The 18,132-nt window shown below is 62.2% G+C and carries 16 protein-coding genes and 1 pseudogene; 10 read left to right on the plus strand and 7 right to left on the minus strand.

Annotation, left to right across the window (positions count from 1 at the left end; translation table 11 throughout):
• A pseudogene (locus GSM73_RS26585) lies at positions 1-205 on the minus strand (AraC family transcriptional regulator); the annotation flags it as partial.
• A 95-nt stretch (positions 206-300) separates the two neighbouring features.
• On the opposite strand from GSM73_RS26585, the gene GSM73_RS00120 reads away from it, so the two are divergent.
• The 4 genes from GSM73_RS00120 (at position 301) to GSM73_RS00135 (ending at position 5,672) form a co-directional block, all read left to right on the plus strand.
• Positions 301-1,443 (plus strand): MFS transporter, encoded by a 1,143-nt coding sequence (locus tag GSM73_RS00120; RefSeq protein ID WP_047229278.1) that lies wholly within the window; start codon positions 301-303, stop codon positions 1,441-1,443.
• Positions 1,444-1,613: 170 nt separating this feature from the next.
• Positions 1,614-2,114, plus strand: a complete 501-nt coding sequence (locus GSM73_RS00125; protein WP_107322221.1) for a sigma-70 family RNA polymerase sigma factor — start codon at positions 1,614-1,616, stop codon at positions 2,112-2,114.
• 37 nt (positions 2,115-2,151) lie between these two features.
• Entirely contained in the window at positions 2,152-3,135 is a 984-nt protein-coding gene (locus GSM73_RS00130) for a FecR family protein (RefSeq protein WP_160891263.1), read from the plus strand.
• 98 nt (positions 3,136-3,233) lie between these two features.
• A complete protein-coding gene (locus GSM73_RS00135; protein ID WP_160891265.1) occupies positions 3,234-5,672 on the plus strand; it encodes a TonB-dependent receptor in 2,439 nt (812 codons plus the stop codon).
• Between the two features lie 194 nt (positions 5,673-5,866).
• Here the strand turns inward: GSM73_RS00135 and GSM73_RS00140 are convergent, their stop codons facing one another.
• Complete coding sequence (locus GSM73_RS00140) at positions 5,867-7,018, minus strand: MFS transporter (protein ID WP_047229274.1); 1,152 nt, start codon at positions 7,016-7,018, stop codon at positions 5,867-5,869.
• Between the two features lie 177 nt (positions 7,019-7,195).
• Here GSM73_RS00140 and GSM73_RS00145 point away from each other — a divergent pair, with 177 nt between their 5' ends.
• Entirely contained in the window at positions 7,196-8,188 is a 993-nt protein-coding gene (locus tag GSM73_RS00145; protein WP_160891267.1) for a diaminopimelate epimerase, read from the plus strand.
• 174 nt (positions 8,189-8,362) lie between these two features.
• Here the strand turns inward: GSM73_RS00145 and codA are convergent, their stop codons facing one another.
• The 5 genes from codA to GSM73_RS00170 form a co-directional block, all read right to left on the minus strand.
• Positions 8,363-9,610, minus strand: coding sequence for a cytosine deaminase (gene codA, locus GSM73_RS00150; protein WP_160891269.1), 1,248 nt, complete (start codon positions 9,608-9,610; stop codon positions 8,363-8,365).
• 14 nt (positions 9,611-9,624) lie between these two features.
• Positions 9,625-10,896 (minus strand): cytosine permease, encoded by a 1,272-nt coding sequence (gene codB / locus GSM73_RS00155; protein WP_047229271.1) that lies wholly within the window; start codon positions 10,894-10,896, stop codon positions 9,625-9,627.
• Positions 10,897-11,067: 171 nt separating this feature from the next.
• Positions 11,068-11,898 (minus strand): alpha/beta fold hydrolase, encoded by an 831-nt coding sequence (locus GSM73_RS00160; protein ID WP_047229270.1) that lies wholly within the window; start codon positions 11,896-11,898, stop codon positions 11,068-11,070.
• A 78-nt stretch (positions 11,899-11,976) separates the two neighbouring features.
• The gene (gene queD, locus GSM73_RS00165) at positions 11,977-12,333 is read right to left on the minus strand and encodes a 6-carboxytetrahydropterin synthase QueD (RefSeq protein ID WP_047229269.1); all 357 of its coding nucleotides are present in this window, start codon (positions 12,331-12,333) and stop codon (positions 11,977-11,979) included.
• 83 nt (positions 12,334-12,416) lie between these two features.
• Entirely contained in the window at positions 12,417-13,496 is a 1,080-nt protein-coding gene (locus GSM73_RS00170; RefSeq protein WP_139049551.1) for a patatin-like phospholipase family protein, read from the minus strand.
• A 163-nt stretch (positions 13,497-13,659) separates the two neighbouring features.
• Between GSM73_RS00170 and GSM73_RS00175 the strand changes: the two genes are divergently transcribed.
• The 5 genes from GSM73_RS00175 (at position 13,660) to GSM73_RS00195 (ending at position 17,819) form a co-directional block, all read left to right on the plus strand.
• Positions 13,660-13,965, plus strand: a complete 306-nt coding sequence (locus GSM73_RS00175; protein WP_047229267.1) for a PepSY domain-containing protein — start codon at positions 13,660-13,662, stop codon at positions 13,963-13,965.
• Positions 13,965-14,276, plus strand: a complete 312-nt coding sequence (locus GSM73_RS00180) for a PepSY domain-containing protein (protein WP_047229266.1) — start codon at positions 13,965-13,967, stop codon at positions 14,274-14,276. The genes GSM73_RS00175 and GSM73_RS00180 overlap by 1 nt, the downstream gene beginning before the upstream one ends.
• Entirely contained in the window at positions 14,276-14,944 is a 669-nt protein-coding gene (locus GSM73_RS00185; protein ID WP_076383909.1) for a response regulator transcription factor, read from the plus strand. The genes GSM73_RS00180 and GSM73_RS00185 overlap by 1 nt, the downstream gene beginning before the upstream one ends.
• Positions 14,941-16,254, plus strand: coding sequence for an ATP-binding protein (locus GSM73_RS00190; protein ID WP_160891271.1), 1,314 nt, complete (start codon positions 14,941-14,943; stop codon positions 16,252-16,254). Before GSM73_RS00185 ends, GSM73_RS00190 begins: the two co-directional genes overlap by 4 nt.
• A gap of 248 nt (positions 16,255-16,502) precedes the next feature.
• Positions 16,503-17,819, plus strand: a complete 1,317-nt coding sequence (locus GSM73_RS00195; protein ID WP_160891366.1) for a Na+/H+ antiporter family protein — start codon at positions 16,503-16,505, stop codon at positions 17,817-17,819.
• Positions 17,820-18,132 lie beyond the last annotated feature (313 nt).

Below are 18,132 nucleotides of genomic sequence, written 5' to 3' on the forward strand. Positions count from 1 at the left end.
GAATCCAGGCAGCTCGCGACGGGGGCAGCAGGCACAGCTGTTGCGCCAGTGTGATGCGCGCGCAGCCCTGTCGCGTAAATAGCAGTTGCCCGCGTTGATGCTGGTGTAGGCCAGAATCGTGGTGCCCCAGCGTCGCTGCAATGCCGATGACCGGCGCGCTATGACAGTCGGGGTCGAACCGGGCGTGAGCGCCGAGCCAAGCCATAAGTTGTCCGATTTCAAGGATCAGTTGTCAGGCTTTGGATAATACGACAGTCCTGGCTTCGTAGACTGCTCGTCGTTTTTCTAACGAGCGTGCCCATGACTTCTCGTCCGTTCCTCGGCCTGGCGATTGCCTTGGTGATGTTTCCGCAAATTGCCCAGACCCTCTATAGCCCTGCATTGGCAGACATCAGCCTGACCTTTGCCGTCAGCGCCGAAATGGCGGCGCAGATGTTGTCCGTATTTTTCCTGGGATTCGCCTTGGGTGTGGTGGTGTGGGGGGGCGTCTGTGACCGCATCGGCCGAAGGCCCGCCATGCTGGGTGGGTTGGCGTTGTATGCGCTAGGGACGGTGCTGGGCCTGAACGTCGACACCTTCGACGCATTACTGGCCGTCCAGGCTCTGGCTGCGTTTGGTGCGGCGGTCGGTTCGGTGGTCACCCAGACGATTCTGCGTGATCGCTACCAGGGCGCGGAACTGGGCAAGGTTTTTTCGATGATTGGCATTCCCCTCGCGGCCAGCCCGGCGATCGGTTTGTTCAGCGGTGCCAGCCTGGTTCGCTTCTTTGGCTATCAAGGCACACTCGGTGGCCTGTTGATGCTGTCGCTGATTCTACTGTGGTGGAGCGCGCGATCCTTGCCCGAGACGCTTGAGGGCAGTGTCCCGCCGCAACCCTTGTTGACGACTCTGTGGCGCATGCTGAAGGACCCGGACATCTGGCGCTCGTCGTTTTTGGTGGCGGCATTCAACGTCGCCCTGTTCAGCTACTACAACCTCGCTCCGTTCCAGTTCGAACGGCTCGGGTTGAGCCCTGAGCTGTTCGGCTACAGCGGGGCGATTCTGGCGTTGGGTTCGGGTCTGGGGGCGTGGCTGAACAAGCGTCTGCTTGCACGGGGTTTCGACGGCTCTCAGTTATCGGCTGTTGCGGCGATCGTGCTGCTGATGGGGGGGATAAGCGTTCAGGGCCTGCTCGACAGCGCTGGTTTTGTTGTGGCGATGCTGTTGATTGTCCTGGCGTTTGGCATGGCGATACCCAACGTGCTCGGTGCGGCATTGGTACGCTACGGTGATTGCCTGGGCACCGCTGGCGCGCTGTTTGGCCTGTTCTATTACTTGCTGATAGGAGGCGCGTTGATGCTAGCAGCCTGGTTCCAGGCGCTGGGCTGGACCCTGATTCTGTGCGGCTCACTGGCGGTGTGCCTGACGGTTCACCTGATGTGGGAGCGAGCCTGCTCGCGATGACGGTGTATCAGTCAACATCAATGTTGAGGGTCAGTCCGCAATCGCGAGCAGGCTCGCTCCCACAGGATTGTCTTAAGTTTGAAAGCTTCGGACGACAGGCACTGCAATAGGTTTGCTTCGGCTTAATAGGAAGCATTACTATTCACGCCCCGTCCCTACAGCGCAGTGCGATGACCCCCAAGCCGCCCCGCAGACCTGGCTTTTTCGAGCATTACGAAGAGTTGATCGGCACCTGGACTCGTCGCCTGCGCAATCGCCAGCAGGCCGAGGACCTGGCTCACGATACTTTCGTGCGGGTGCTCGAGTCCGATTCGGCTGATGTCCAGCAGCCGCGGGCTTATTTGCACCAGACGGCGCGCAATATTGCGGTGGATGGCTATCGGCGCGAAGATCGGCGGGGCGCCATGGAGGAGGCGGCGCTCGATCACAGCCAGTCGCTTTCGGGCGACCCGGAGCACTACATGCACGCGATCCAGTTGGCAGACTCCATCGAAAGGGCACTGGCCGAGCTGCCGGCCAATTGCCGTACGGTGTTTGTCTGGCAGAAGATCGAAGGCTTGACCCAGGCGGAAATCGCCGAGCGCCTGGGCTTGTCAAAAAACATGGTGGAAAAGTATATGATCCGCACCCTGCGGCATCTGCGCGATCGTCTGGACGGGGCTGGCCAATGATCCGTCGTTATCTTCCACCTGAGCCACAGGACCTTCCATGATGGATAACCGTGAATGCCCGTGCGGGCAGAACCGGGTTCGCGACGAGGCGGCGCAATGGTTCGTACGCTTGCAAGCTCCCGTCATGGGTGTCGATGAGCGCCAGCGTTACGAGGCCTGGCTGGACGAGCATCCTAATCACCGCGACGAAATTCTACTTCTACAGGGGATCTGGAGCGCCACGGATCTGCTGCCCAAGGAACGTCTGCAAGCGTTGTGCGAACCACCCGCCAAACGTCCCCAGCGTCGACCGCTGCTGCGCTTCGCCGTGGCCGCCGGGCTGTTGGCGATGGCGGTCGGGCTGGGGTTGTTCAGCGGCTTGGGTGCTTCCAGCGATTACAGCGCTGAATTTGCCACGGCCCTGGGCGAGCGCCGGCACATCGCGCTGCCGGACGGTTCGGTGATCGACCTCAACAGCCGCAGCCGCGTGCGTGTTCAGTTCGCCCACCATCAACGGCGCGTGGAGCTGGCCGAAGGCGAGGCGTTGTTTCGCGTCGAGCATGACGCTGGCCGGCCGTTTACGGTGGAGGCGGGCAACGGCCGGGTGACGGTGACCGGAACGCGCTTCGATGTGCGCCGCGATGCCGACTCAACCCGGGTGGCGGTGGAGCAGGGCAGTGTCAAGGTTCAGGGGCGCGACGCGGCGCAGGCCGAGTTCGTCAGCCTCACGGCCGGCCTTGGCACCCGTATCGATGCGCAGGGCAAGGTCGCCGCACCTTATGGCATCAACGCCGATGAACTCACCGCTTGGCGCCACGGCAAACTGGTGTTCAACAACGCTCCCTTGAGCGAAGTCGTCCAGGAGGTTTCCCGTTATCGCGCTAAACCCCTGCGCGTCGGCAGCGCGGCGGTGGGCAACTTGCGCCTGACCAGCGTGTTTCGTGCCGATAACCCCGAGGCGCTGCTCAAGGCTTTGCCCAACATCCTGCCGGTGGCCGTGCGCACCCTGGATGACGGCAGCCAGGAAATAATTGCGCGGTAAATTCAGGTTTTTTTCGAGTTCTTCGTCTTCTTGTCCAACTGCAACTGGTTTGCATTAACAGACGCGTATTCTTGCGATTCAACAGGACAAGGTTCGACGTGAAAACCACCTTCAAAAACAACAACCGCGCCCCCGCCCGCTGGCTGCCGCTGGCCCTGACCCTGGCCGTCAGTGCCGCATTGCCCCAGGCCTTCGCCGATCAGGCGGCCACGTCCATTCACATCCAGGCGCAGCCGCTGGGCCAGGCCTTGAGCCAGCTCGGCCAGCAGACTTCTTTGCAGGTGTTCTTCAGCCCGGAGCTGGTGGCCGGCAAGCAAGCCCCGGCGGTGGACGGCAACTTGTCCCCAGAAGCGGCCCTGGGCCAACTGCTGCAAGGCAGCGGCCTGCAATACCAGATCAATGAAGGTTCGGTGACCGTGCTGCCGGCGCCCTCGGCGTCCACTGGCGGTCCGCTGGAACTGGGGGCCACCGACATCCAGGTGGTCGGTGACTGGCTCGGCGATGCCAATGCCGAAGTGGTGCAGAACCATGCCGGCGCGCGCACGGTAATCCGCCGCGAAGCGATGGTGGAGCAGGGGGCCATGAACGTCGGCGATGTGCTGCGGCGGGTGCCGGGGGTGCAGGTGCAGGATGCCAATGGCACCGGCGGCAGCGACATCTCCCTGAACGTCGGCGTGCGCGGTCTCACTTCGCGCCTGTCGCCCCGTTCCACGGTGCTGATCGACGGCGTGCCGGCGGCGTTCGCGCCTTACGGTCAGCCGCAACTGTCCATGGCGCCGATTTCTGCGGGCAACCTGGACAGCATCGACGTGGTGCGCGGCGCCGGGTCCGTGCGTTACGGGCCGCAGAACGTCGGCGGCGTGATCAACTTCGTGACCCGCGCGATTCCGGAAAAAGCCACCGGTGAAATCGGCACCACCCTGGAAACCTCCCAGCGCGGCGGCTGGAAGCACATCGACAGCGCTTTTCTCGGCGGCACGGCCGATAACGGCATGGGCGTTGCGCTCCTGTATTCGGGGGTCAACGGTAATGGCTATCGCCGCAGCAACAACGACAATGACATCGACGACGTCATCCTCAAGACCCATTGGGCGCCCACCGAGGTGGATGATTTCTCGCTGAACTTCCATTACTACGACGCCAAGGCTGACATGCCCGGCGGCCTGACCCAGGCGCAATACGACGCGGACCCGTATCAGTCCGACCGTGACTGGGACAACTTTGCCGGCCGGCGCAAGGACGTGTCGTTCAAGTGGATCCGCGAGATCAGCGACCGCACCCAGGCCGAAGTGCTGACCTATTATTCCGACAGCTACCGTGGCAGCACCATCGCCTCCCGGGACCAGCGCAACCTGGCGTCCTACCCGCGTACTTACTACACCTTCGGCATCGAACCGCGGGTGTCCCATGTGTTTGACCTGGGCTCGACCACCCAGGAAGCCAGCGTCGGTTATCGCTACCTCAAGGAAGGCATGCACGAAGAGGCCAGTCGCCTGGCGCTGCGCGATAACCAGCCGGTGGTGCGGCCGGGGTCCGATGGTCACGTCTATCAGGACCGCACTGGTGGCACCGAAGCCCATGCGGTCTACATCGATGACAAGATTGATGTCGGCAAGTGGACCATCACCCCGGGCATCCGTTTCGAACGCATCAGCACCCAATGGCACGACCGCCCGGTGCTCGACACCGACGGCAGTCCGGTACAGGAAAAACGCCGCAGCATCGACAGCAACGAACCGCTGCCGGCCTTGAGCGTGATGTATCACCTGTCCGATGCCTGGAAGCTGTTCGCCAACTACGAGACATCGTTCGGCAGCCTGCAATATTTCCAGCTCGGCCAGGGCGGCGACGGCAACAACACCGCCAACGGCCTGAACCCGGAAAAAGCCAAGACCTACGAGATCGGTACGCGCTACAACGATGACGTGTGGGGCGGGGAAGTGACGCTGTTCTACATCGACTTCGACGACGAGTTGCAGTACATCAGCAACGATGTGGGCTGGACCAACATGGGCGCCACCAAGCACCAGGGCCTGGAAGCCTCGGTGCGCTACGACATGGCCGCGCTGGACCCACGCCTGGAAGGCCTGAGCGCCAATGCCGGTTTCACCTACACCCGCGCAACTTATGAAGGTGATATTCCAAGCTTCAAGGGCCGTGACCTGCCGTTCTACTCGCGTCAGGTGGCGAACCTGGGGTTGCGTTATGAGATCAATCGCTGGACTTACAACCTCGATGCCTTTGCCCAGTCCAAGCAACGCTCACCCGGCAACAGCGTGAACCCCGACGGCAGCTTCAGCGACGATTACATCACCGACGGCAGCGCCGATGGACGCTACGGTGACATGCCGGGTTACGTGCTCTGGAACGTGCGCGCTGGCTACGACTTCGGATCGCAACTATCGAACCTGAAGGTCGGCGCCGGGGTGAAGAACCTGTTCGACCATCAGTACTACACCCGCTCCAGCGACAACAACTCGGGCATCTACGTCGGCGCACCGCGTACGTTCTTCGTGCAGGCGAGCGTGGGGTTCTGATGAAAAACCAGGATTGACGCGTACTCCTGTGGCGAGGGGATTTATCCCCGTTGGGCTGCGCAGCAGACCCAAAGCGGCAGACTCAATCTGCCTGACACACCGAGTTGGTGATTTTAGGGCTGCTTCGCAGCCCAACGGGGATAAATCCCCTCGCCACAGATAAATCTCCTTTCCACAGAGAGAGGTGTAACGCCTCAAACCTTCAACACTTTCCCACTGACCGCCACCGCCACCAACGACAGCGCGATCAACCCGAACGCAAAGCTCAGGCTGCTGCCATGGGCGACGAATCCGATCAGCGCCGGGCCTGCGAGGATGCCGGCGTAGCCGATGGTGGTGATGGCCGGTACGGCGATCGCTTCAGGCATCAGCGTCTGCTTGCCGACCGCGGTGTACAACACCGGCACGATGTTCGAACACCCGGCCCCGACCAACGCATACCCCAACAGCGCCGCCTGCCACATCGGTGCCAGGGTCGCCAGCAGGAACCCGGCCGCAGCGGTCGCGCCGCCGTAGATAATCACGCGTCTGGCGCCCAGGCGATGCACCACCGAATCCCCCGTCAGGCGGCCGACGGTCATGGTCAGCGCGAACGCGGCATAACCGAGCCCGGCATAGGCGGTTTCCACTCCACGCTCGGCCGTCAGAAATACCGCGCTCCAGTCCAGCACCGCGCCTTCGGCCAGGAATACGATGAAACACAAGATGCCGATAAACAGCACCACGCCGTGGGGAATGGCAAACGCCGGGCCCGAACTTTCACTGCCATAGGGCAGCAGATGCGGCGCCGCCTTGAACAGCGCCACCAGCAACAGTGCATTGACCACCAGCGTCGCCCCCAGGGGCGAAAGGCCGAGGCCGAGCAGCGCGCTCACACCGGCCGCGCCAATGATCCCGCCGAGGCTGAACATGCCGTGAAAACCCGACATCATGGTCTTGCCGCTGGCCCGCTCGACGATCACCGCCTGCAGGTTGACGGTCGAGTCCACGGTGCCGAGGCCGGCGCCAAACAAAAACAAGGCTGCCACCAGCCAGGGCAAAGACGTCATCGTTGCCAGCGCGGGCAAGGCCAGGCAGATCAGAATCGTGCCGCCACTGAGCACCCGCCGGCAGCCAAATCGCGCCGCCAGTGCGCCGGAAATCGGCATCGCCAGAATCGACCCCACCCCAAGGCACAACAACAGCAACCCAAGAGTGCCTTCGTCCAGGTTCGCCCGCACCTTGGCGTACGGCACCAGCGGCGCCCAGGCCGCGATCCCGACACCGGCGATGAGATAGGCAATGCGGGTGGACATCTGTTCCAGGCGTCCGGGGATGAAGGTTGGCGGTGGGGTAATGGCAGTCATGAAACGTCCTTAGTTTGGCGAGGCGATGGTGCGGGCGGGCCCTATGCTTGCACATCCACTGACCGCGCCGCGACCTCAAGGTGCCGAAGAGGTGTGTGGGTGGCAAGCACGCTTTGCCTGCACAGCCTTGGCCGGAATAAAGTACCGGCTTTCGCTGGCTGAATCCGGGTCTGGTCCATGACGCAGTTCTATGATGCACGGGGCAATATTTATGGCGTGGTCTCACCGCAGCAGGTCCGTGCCCAAGGCATTGACCTGCCGCCGACAGCCGCCCAGGCTGCCCAGGCCCGCCAGGCCTGGACCCGCGCCGCAGTGCAGGCCTTCTGTAGTTGGGCGCCGGGTCAGGCGCCGCCGGATGCCAAGGCCCATTGCAGCGATGGTCTGCTGATCGGCCCGTTCCAGAATGAGCCACCTTTTGACCTGTTGATCGTCAACACCGACGGGACCCTGGCCGAGCGCAGCGGCAATGGCCTGACGATTTTCTCCCAGGCGCTCAAAGAGCAAGGTTTGATGCCGAGCGACGGCGAATGTGTGCTACAGGTTCATCACGACAAACGTGAAGGCGTGTCACCGCTGCAAACGGCGGTCCGCGTAGCGGAGTTCGAAGGTCTCTCGGGTTTCTGGCTGGACTTGGGAAAACCACTTTTCGGCCCCGGCGCTGTCGCGGCTCAAGGCGTGCAAAGCGTGATCGTCAACCAGCGCGAAGTCAGCCGTGTGGCTGCGCTTCATGCTTTGAATCCGGCCTGGGGCAGCAGTCAGTTCGTGAACATTGGCAACCCGCACTGCGTGACCCTGGTGGACAGCGCCGAGGCGTTGCCAAGTAACCCGCAGATGCGTGCCCCAGCGTTGGCCCAAAGCCTGACGCGCATTGCCTATGCGCCGCCCGGTGGGTCCGGGATTCCCTGCCCGGCGGGGGTGAATCTGCAGTGGGCCTGGCGCCAGGCCGAAGCAAGCATTGCCGCGCGGATTTTTGAACGAGGGGAAGGTCCCACCGCTTCTTCGGGCACCAGTGCCAGTGCGGTGGCGTGCGCCGCGTGGCGAGTGGGTTGGGTGACGGCGGGGGCGGTGAGTGTGGTGATGCCGGGTGGCACTGCACCGATTCTGCTGGAGGAGCAGGCGGGTGAGCTGCTGCGGGTCAGGTTGTTTGGTGTTGCGCGGTCTGTGTCATAGACGATCTGCGCCGCAGCCAATGACGCCATCGCGAGCAGGCTCGCTCCCACATTCGATCTTCAGCGGGCACAAAAATGCGCGTACGGCGCCGCTCCACTGTGGGAGCGAGCCTGCTCGCGATGACGCAGGCACATCCAGCATCAATGCAACTGAACCACCGCTATCGCGATGACCTCAGCCTGGCTGAACCGCAAACTCCACCATCGGCATCTGCCGCTTCATCAGCACTTCGCCATTGCGAATGGAGTAAAGCGGTAGGCCCTGGCTACGGATCACTTCGTAGTCACTGTCGGCCGAGAGGATCAGCAGATTCGCCGGGCGCCCGGCTTCCAGGCCGTAGCGCTCGCCCAGGGCCATGGCCTTGGCGCTGTTATCAGTGACCAGGTCCAGGGCGCTTTGCAGGTTGCGGTAACCCAGCATGTGGCAGATGTGCAGGCCAGCTTCCAGCACCCGCAGGATATTGCCGTTGCCCAGGGGATACCACGGGTCGACGATGGAGTCCTGGCCGAAGCACACGTTCATCCCCGCTTCGAGCAATTCGTTGACCCGGGTGACGCCGCGGCGTTTAGGGAAGTTATCGAAACGTCCTTGCAGGTGGATGCTTTCGGTGGGACAGGAAACGAAGCTGATGCCCGAGTGCCCGAGCAGGCGAAACAGCTTGGCGCAGTAGGCATTGTCATAGGAGCCCATGGCCGTGGTGTGGCTGGCGGTGACGCGGGCGCCCATGTCGCGGCTGCGGGCTTCTTCGGCCAGCACTTCGAGAAAGCGCGAGTGCGGGTCGTCGGTCTCGTCGCAATGCACGTCCACCAGGCAACCGGTGCGCTCGGCCAGGTCCATCAGGAATTTCACCGAGCTTACGCCTTGATCCCGGGTGTACTCGAAATGCGGAATGCCGCCCACCACGTCGGCACCCATTCGAATTGCTTCCTCCATCAGTTCGCGGCCGTTGCGGTAGGACTCGATGCCTTCCTGGGGAAACGCGACGATCTGCAGGTCGATCAGGTGACGACTTTCCTCACGCACTTCAAGCATGGCTTTGAGGGCGGTGAGGTCAGGATCGGTGACATCGACATGGGTGCGCACATGCTGGATGCCATGGGCGGCCAATGCCTGGATGGTTTTTTTGGCGCGGGTCTTGGTGTCTTCCTGGGTGATGGTGGCCTTGCGCTCGCCCCAGCACTCGATGCCCTCGAACAGCGTCCCGCTCATGTTCCAGCGGGGTTCGCCGGCGGTGAGGGTGGCATCCAGATGAATGTGCGGTTCGACGAACGGCGGCACCACCAGATTACCGCCGGCGTCGAGGTCTTGCGAGCCGAGGCTCGGGGCTTCGGTCTGGCGTACAATGCTGGCGATCAGGCCGTTTTCCAGGTGCAGTTCATGCAAGCCTTCGCGGTTGCGCAGGCGGGCGTTGATGATGTGCATCAAGCGAGTCCTTCTCAAAGATCTTGGAGGGGGGTATCGGTGGCGCGAATTCCCAATAGGCCGATCAATATCACATACGTTAGCGCGCCGGTGGCGATTCCTACCAGTGGCGCAACCCAAGGCGAAGTGAACGCCGCGAGGGTGCCTGCGCCGTACGCAAACAGCCCCGGCCAGTTGAAGGCTGGCAGCTGCGCTTGGGCCAGACGCGGATAGCGGCCGCGCCAGCGGAAGAAGAAATCGGCCATGATCACTCCGCCAATCGGCGGGATCACCGTGCCCAGCAAAATCAGGTAAGGCACCAGCAGATCGTACATGCCCAGCAGGGCCAGCAGTGTGCCGATCGCCGCGCCGCCCAGGGTCACGGTTTTGCGCCGACGGGTGCGCAGCAGGTTGCAGCCGGCCACGGCAAAGTTATAGATGGTGTTGTCCTGGGTGCTCCAGATGTTGAGCAGCAGCATCGCCATCGCCGCCATGGCGAAGCCTTGCAACAGCAGCACTTCCACCACGTCCGGCTGTTGATAGACGATGGCTCCGTAGGCGCCGATCAATACCATCAGGCCGTTGCCGATGAAAAAGCCGATCAGGCTCGCCAGCACCGCGATCTTCGCCGAGCGGGAAAACCGCGTCCAGTTGGTCGCCTGGGTGGCACCGCTGACGAACGTGCCGAACACCAGCGTGATGGCGGTGGACCAATCGAGGCTGCCCGTCGGCACCACCGCCAGCAACCCATCCAGGCCACCGACCTTTACCGTCGCGACCCACATCGACAACATCAGCAACAACATCATGGTCGGCACGGCGATGTACGACAGGATCTCGAGCCCGCGATAACCAATGTAGGCGGTGACGCAGAACCCCAGGCCGAACAGCACCATCAGCCCCAGCACGGTGCCTTCGTTCAAATGAAAATACTTGCCCAGTACCACCGCCGCCGTCGCCGTGCCCCAGGCGTACCAGCCGATCTGGGTGAAACCCAGGATCAAGTCGCTGAGCTTGCTGCCCACCTCACCGAAACAGAAGCGACCCATCAGCACCGAATTGAGCCCGCTCTTGAAGGCGATATAACCCAGGCCGGCGGCGTACAGGCCCAACAGCAGATTGCCGATCACGATGACCGTGAGCATTTCGGCAAAACCGAACGCTACCCCCAGCTTGCCACCGGCAAACATCGTGGCGGTGAAAAAGGTGAAGCCCAGCAGCACCATGGCCGTGGAGGCCAGGCCCTTGCGGGCATGCATCGGGACTTCGCTCAAGGGATAGTCGTTGCCCGGATCGTTTTGAGTCATGTGGAGGTCCTTGCGCAGGAGGAAGATGTCGCAAGCGTGCAGCGCCCGTGCCAAGCGAGTGATCGCGAGGTTATTTATAGCCAATCCGTGGGATTGGGTAAGTGAAGAGAACGAAAGCGGTGCGGCGGTGGGTCAAGTTGGAACACAGTTTCCACTGCCTATGCGGTTTCTTCAGGTGGGAGAGTGCAGCGCTAGAAACCGCAACACTGCCGCCACGATGGCCTCCGGCGCGTCTTCCTGGACCAAATGCCCGGCATTGGGAACGGGATGAAACTGTGCGCCCGGTATCATCCGTTGCAACGCACGACCGCGTTCGATGGGGATCCACTGATCGTCCTCTCCCCAAAGGATCTGCGTCGGGCAGCGCACGGTTGCATACAGCGGTTCGACCTCGCGGGTATAGCGCTCGTCCATCTGCGCAATCTGCCGATAGAGCGCGGCCTGGCCGGTCTCGCCAAGCCAGGGCTGCACGTACGGCGCCAGTTCTTCATCGGGGATCTGCCTGTTGATCGCACCCCGGATATAGGTCGGCACGATGGCCCGCTGAATGTAATCGGGCAGGCCGCTGAACGCCGCTTCGTACTGGCGCACATGCTGGACAAAAGGTGAACCCCAGGGCGACAGCGCCACCGGATCGATCAGGGTCAGGCTGCGGTAGTGCTTGCCGTTGAGCAGGTGCGTGCGCAGGGCGGTTGCGCCACCAAAATCGTGGGCCACCACGTCCGGGCAATCCAGGCCCCAGTGGTCCAGCAACTGTGCGAGCAACTGGTTTTGCACACCGAGGGAAACATCTGCGTCCGGTTGTGCGGATTGGCCGTAACCCAGCAGGTCAAAGTAATGCACCTTGTGAGTGGCGAAGAACAGCGGGGCGATTCGGTGCCACACGTAGGAAGAGAAGGGCGTGCCGTGGACAAACACCAGCGGCGGGCCGTCGCCGTGGACGGCGTAACGGATGCGGTGTCCGTTGAAGTTGTATTCGTGATCCAGGGGCCAGTGGCTCATGGTCGCGTCCTCTTGGCATGTTCGAGCCAAAAAGCATAGACACAAAAAAAGCCAATGCCACAGGTCCCTGTGGCCCGGTTACTCGCCGCGGTAGATGCAACCGCTGGTGCAGGTCTCATGGATGCGAATGGCACTGAGTTCCGGCAACAATGGCTTCAACTGTTCCCAGATCCACTTGGCCAGGACTTCGCTGGTGGGGTTTTCCAGGCCGGGGATGTCGTTGAGGTAGTTGTGATCCAGGCGCTCGTAGAGCGGCTTGAAAATCGCCTTGATCTCCGAGAAGTCCCGAATCCAGCCGGTGTGCGGGTCGATGTCGCCGCTCAGATGAATTGCCACTTTGAACGAGTGGCCGTGCAGGCGGCCGCACTTGTGACCGTCTGGCACGTGGGGCAGGCGGTGGGCGGATTCGAAGGTGAATTCTTTGAAAATTTCCACAGGTTCAGGCTCTTTAAGGTAGCGGTCGCGAGGCAGGCGGCGGAGTTTATCAGTTTGGTTCCGGCGTTGCGCGACCGTGCTGACTAAAGGGTCAGCAAACGCCCGCCCAGCCCACCGTTGGCCGCCAGTTCAAGGAACTCGTCACCGAGCCGGCGGCTTTCGTCCATCGCCGTGCGCCAGTATTTGCGGCGGCTCGTGTCATCGCCCATGAAACGCTTGAAGTCGTTACGGTCCGGCAGTTTGCCGAAGGGCAGGCGCGCCAGGTATTCACGGGACGGCGCCAGTAACAGCACGTCCTGCAGACGCTCGACGTTCCCCCGGCGCCATGGCAGGCCCTTGTCGAACCAGCCGGGAATGACCCGGTCGGTGAAGTGCGGATACAGCACGATGTCTTCGCCGCTGTAGGGCAGGTCCAGGTGGTAGTCCAACAGGCCGCCGTCGCGGTAGGTGCCAACGCCGGCGCCGGGTAGGTCGCGCACGCCCTCCATCACCATCGGGATCGAGCCGGATGCCAGCAGCGCCTGGCGCAGATTACCGGCCTCCAGCGGGACGAAGCGTGACGGAAAGTCGTTCAACGGGTGCAACGGCGGCGCCCGGCGTGGGTCGTGGACGATCAGCCGTTCGAAATGCCGCGACAGGCGCGCTCTGCCGCGCAGGTTGTCGGCGATCACCGACGACAATCCCAGGCCGAGCCGCCCGCGATGATCCTGGGCCAGCAAACCGTGACTTTTGACCACCATGATATTGAGCCGGTAATGCGGGTTTTCGAGGATCGACGTGTCGCGGCCCTGGAGCAGATCATCGAGCATGCGCTGCGAACTCTGGCTCACCCCGGCCATAGTCACGCCTTTGGCAAAGCTTTGCTCGTTGTACAAGGTGCCCAGGCGCCGGATCCCCTCGGCGGCATCCGGCAGGCAGGCGCTGGCGAAGCGCCAGGAGCCCACCGAAGCACCGATCAGCGAGCGCTCCCGGGGCGCGGCGGGCAGCCACTCGCCAAACAGCGCCAAGTCCAGCCCCTGAATGCCCAAGGCCTTGGGGCCACCAGCGGCGCCCGGCAGAATGCCGACATCGGCAGCGTTCAGGCCAGCCTGGCGAATGCGTGCCAGAGCACGAGGGCCGGCCTTGAGGGTCAGGGCAGGGAACTTGATGTGGATGGCGGTCATACCGGTCTCGAATGGTGCAACGGATAATTTAACGGCGTCAGCCCTGTGGCAGCGAACAGGTTCGCTCCCACATTGATCTGTGTTCAATGATGGCAATTCAGTTTCAGTTAAGTTCGCCCCGATACAGTTCCCCGGTGAAGATTACAAAAAAAGGAGACAACCCATGAACCGCCTGACTGCCTTTTTCATCGTTACCCTGATGGCCATCAGTGGCCTGGCCAGCGCACGAGACCTCACGGCCGACGAAGCCCAAAAGCTGCAGGACGCTGGTACCATTCTGTCGGTTGAAAAACTCAACGCCACTGCCTTGTCCAAACACCCTGGCGCCACCTTGACCGATACCGAGCTGGAACAAGAATACGGCAAGTACATCTATCAGGTGGATTTGCGCGATGCCCAGGGCGTTGACTGGGAACTTGAATTGGACGCGGTTGACGGCAAGGTACTCAAGAATCATCAGGATCTGTAATGAAGCTTAATTTACGCCCCCGCAGCCGTTGGGGGCTGGCGCTGCTGGTGTTCTGTTCACTGGCCGTCGCCCGAGACCTGGACCAGGATGAGGCCCTGCAATTGCGGCAGCAGGGCGTGATCCTGCCCCTGGAACATTTGCTGCAACAGGCGCTGGATCGCCACCCCGGCGCCAAACTGCTGGAGGCCGAGCTGGAAGAAAAACACGGCGTCTATATTTACGAGGTCGAATTGCTGGCTACCGACGGCGTTGTGCGCGAACTGGACCTGGAGGCCGCGACCGGCCGTTTACTCAAAGATGAGGAAGACTGATGCGCCTGCTTCTGGTGGAAGATCATGTTCCCCTGGCCGACGAAGTCATGGCCGGGCTGACGCGGCAGGGTTACGCCGTCGACTGGCTCGCCGATGGCCGCGACGCGGTTTATCAGGGCAGCAGCGAGCCTTATGACCTGATCGTCCTCGATCTCGGCTTGCCGGGGGTGCCGGGGCTTGAAGTGTTGGCCCAATGGCGCGCGGGCGGCCTGAGCACGCCTGTGCTGATCCTGACCGCCCGCGGTTCCTGGGCCGAACGCATCGAAGGCCTCAAGGCCGGGGCCGACGATTACCTGACCAAACCCTTTCATCCCGAAGAGCTGCACCTGCGGATCCAGGCGCTGCTGCGCCGCTCCCATGGCCAGGCCAACCAGCCGACCCTCCAGGCGGCCGGGCTGCATCTGGATGAAGGTCGCCAGTGTGTGAGCCGCGACGGCACCGAAATCCAACTGACCGCGGCCGAATTTCGCCTGCTGCGCTATTTCATGCTTCATCCCGAGCAAATCCTTTCCAAGAGCCATCTCGCCGAACACCTGTATGACGGTGAAACCGAGCGCGATTCCAATGTGCTGGAAGTCCATGTCAATCACTTGCGGCGCAAGCTGGGCCGCAGCGTGATCGAAACCCGTCGCGGCCAGGGTTACCTGTTCGGCGGGCAGGCGCAGTGAGATCGATCCAGCGGCGTCTGAGCTTGGGCCTGATCGGTGTGATGGTGGTGGTCGGCCTGGTTCTGGCGCAGACCAGTCTGTGGTTGTTCGAGCTGGGTCTGCAGCGGTATCTGGAGGCGGGGCTGCGCAACGACAGCGAGAACCTGCTGGTGGCCCTGGTGCGTGGTCCGCAAGGCCTGCAACTGGATGAGCGACGCTTGTCGCCGGCTTATCTGCGACCGTTTTCCGGGCATTATTTCCGCATCGATTTTGCCGATACGCATTGGCGCTCCCGCTCCCTGTGGGACCAGGAGTTGCCCCATCTCGACCATCCGGGGCTGCACAGCAACCTGCAATTGGGGCCTGAAGGTCAGAAGCTGCTGGTCCTGCGCACCGACTATCGGCGTCTGGGCCAGGCGATTTCCATCAGCGTGGCCCAGGACTACACGCCCGTGCGGGACAGCTTCCTGCGCATGCAGCAGATCGGCCTCGGCCTTGGGTTGGCGGGGTTGCTGTTGATTCTGTTGTTGCAACGCATCACGGTGCACCGCGCCTTGCGCCCGCTGGACAAAGCCCGGGAGCAGATCGCCCAGTTGCAGCGCGGGCAGCGTTCGCAACTCGACGAACAGGTGCCGCGGGAACTGGAACCGCTGGTGGCGCAGATCAACCATCTGCTGGCCCATACCGAGGACAGCCTCAAACGTTCCCGCAACGCCCTGGGCAACCTGGGTCACGCCCTGAAAACTCCACTGGCGGTGCTGCAAAGCCTGGCCTCGAATGAAAAACTCGACCCTTACCCCGAGCTGCGCAAGCTGTTGCTCGAACAACTGGAACAGATCCGTCAGCGCCTGAACCGCGAACTCAACCGCGCCCGACTGTCCGGCGACGCCTTGCCCGGTGCCCATCTTGACTGCGACGCGGAACTGCCGGCGCTGCTGGCCACGTTGAACATGATCCATGGTGAGCACTTGCACTTGGCTTACGTCGCGCCGCCCGGCCTGCACCTGCCCTGGGATCGTGAAGATCTGTTGGAACTGCTGGGCAACCTGCTGGACAACGCCTGCAAATGGGCCGACGCGCAAGTGCGCCTGACCGTGAGCGAGACAGCCGAGGGGTTCAGCCTGGCGGTGGAAGACGATGGGCCAGGCATTCCCGCAGACCGCCGCGATCAGGTCTTCAGCCGCGGCACGCGGCTCGATGAGCAGACCGACGGCCACGGTCTGGGGCTGGGCATCGTGCGGGACATCGTCGACACCTGGGGCGGGACGCTGGCGCTGGGCGACAGCGAGTGGGGCGGGCTGAAGGTCACGATCGGATTGCCCAAGCGCTGATCTCTGGTGGGAGCGAGCCTGCTCGCGATAGCGCCGGGTCAGCCACTTCAATATCAACTGACAGACCGCCATCGCGAGCAGGCTCGCTCCCACATTGTTTTGGGGCTGGACTCAAGATATCGGTGCGTTCCCGCTCTCATGCGGATATAAAACCCGCCGCATGACCCTTGCAGCTTCTCGCCGCTTCCTGCAAAGTCGCGACCTTTTTGTCCGGTGGCTCTCCATCGCTGTGCTTTGAGGTAATGATGATAAATGCAGTAATTGCCGCGGTTGGCGTGATGCTGGTGCTCAGTCTGTCCCGCGTGCATGTGGTGATCGCGCTGATTATCGGCGCTCTGGTGGGCGGTCTGACTGGCGGCCTGGGCATCGACGCCACGCTCAAGGCGTTCAATGCCGGCCTCGGGGGCGGGGCAACCGTGGCGTTGTCCTACGCTTTGCTGGGTGCTTTCGCCGTAGCGATTGCCAAGTCCGGCATGGCTCACGCCCTGGCCGACAAAGCCCTGGCCATGGTGGATCGCCAGGACGTCGCCGGTGGCTCGGGGGTCAAATGGGTCCTGATCGGCTTGCTGGGAACGGTAGCGGTCGCCTCCCAGAATATTCTGCCGATCCACATCGCCTTTATCCCGCTGTTGGTACCGCCGCTTCTTTATGTACTGACCAAGCTGCAGCTGGACCGCCGGTTGATTGCCTGCGTCATGACTTTTGGCTTGATCACGCCCTACATGTTCTTGCCGGTGGGCTTTGGCAACATCTTCCTCAACGAGATCCTGCTGGCCAATGTCGCCCGCAGCGGCGTGGACGTCAGTGACATCAACATCACCCATGCCATGGGCATTCCGGCGCTGGGCATGGTGTTTGGTTTGGTCATGGCGTTTTTCACGTATCGCAAAAAACGCATCTACGACCTGAAAACAATCGCCAGGGCCGAACAGGTGACCGTGCGCTACAACCCGTTGAGCCTGTTGGTGGCGGGACTGGCGATCGCGGCGGCGTTTGCCATTCAGCTCCTGCTGGATTCGATGATCATCGGTGCCCTGGTCGGGTTTCTGATTTTCTCGGTATCGGGGGTGGTGCGTTGGCGCGAAACCGACGACCTGTTCACCGAAGGCATGAAGATGATGGCGATGATCGGTTTCATCATGATCGCCGCCTCAGGCTTTGCCGAAGTGATGAAGGCAACAGGTGAAGTCCAGAGCCTGGTGGAAACCTCGGCGGCCTGGATCGGCCACAACAAGGGCATCGGCGCCCTGTTGATGTTGCTGGTGGGCTTGCTGGTGACCATGGGCATCGGTTCGTCGTTCTCCACGGTGCCGATCCTGGCGACGATCTTCGTGCCGCTGTGCCTGCAATTGGGTTTCAGCCCGCTGGCGATCGTCTGCATCGTCGGCACCGCCGGAGCCCTGGGCGATGCCGGCTCGCCCGCTTCGGACTCGACCCTGGGCCCGACCTCCGGGCTGAACATCGATGGCCAGCACCACCACATCTGGGACACCGTGGTCCCGACCTTCATCCATTACAACTTGCCGCTGCTGGTGTTTGGCTGGGTGGCGGCGATGGTGTTGTAATCCGGGACCCAGTCGCCTTCATCGCGAGCAGGCTCGCTCCCACAGGGGTGTTCACAGGATATCCAATGTGAGAGCGAGCCTGCTCGCGATAAGGCCCCCAAAATCCAGCACCTCTTTAGCTGACCACTCGGCGCAAGCCCTTCACCTTGTCCTACAGTTTTCTCGCGCCGTGCCGTTAACACAGTTAACCACGCCATAAAACCGATAAGAGTGAACAGTATGCGCCTGAGCCTGAAGGCTAAAGTTCTGTCCTTGGCAATACTGCCTGTATTGCTATCCGCCGCTATTATCAGCCTGACCACGGCCTTCATCC

The sequence above is a fragment of the Pseudomonas sp. PICF6 genome (assembly GCF_009831705.1).
Classification (GTDB): domain Bacteria; phylum Pseudomonadota; class Gammaproteobacteria; order Pseudomonadales; family Pseudomonadaceae; genus Aquipseudomonas; species Aquipseudomonas rhizophila.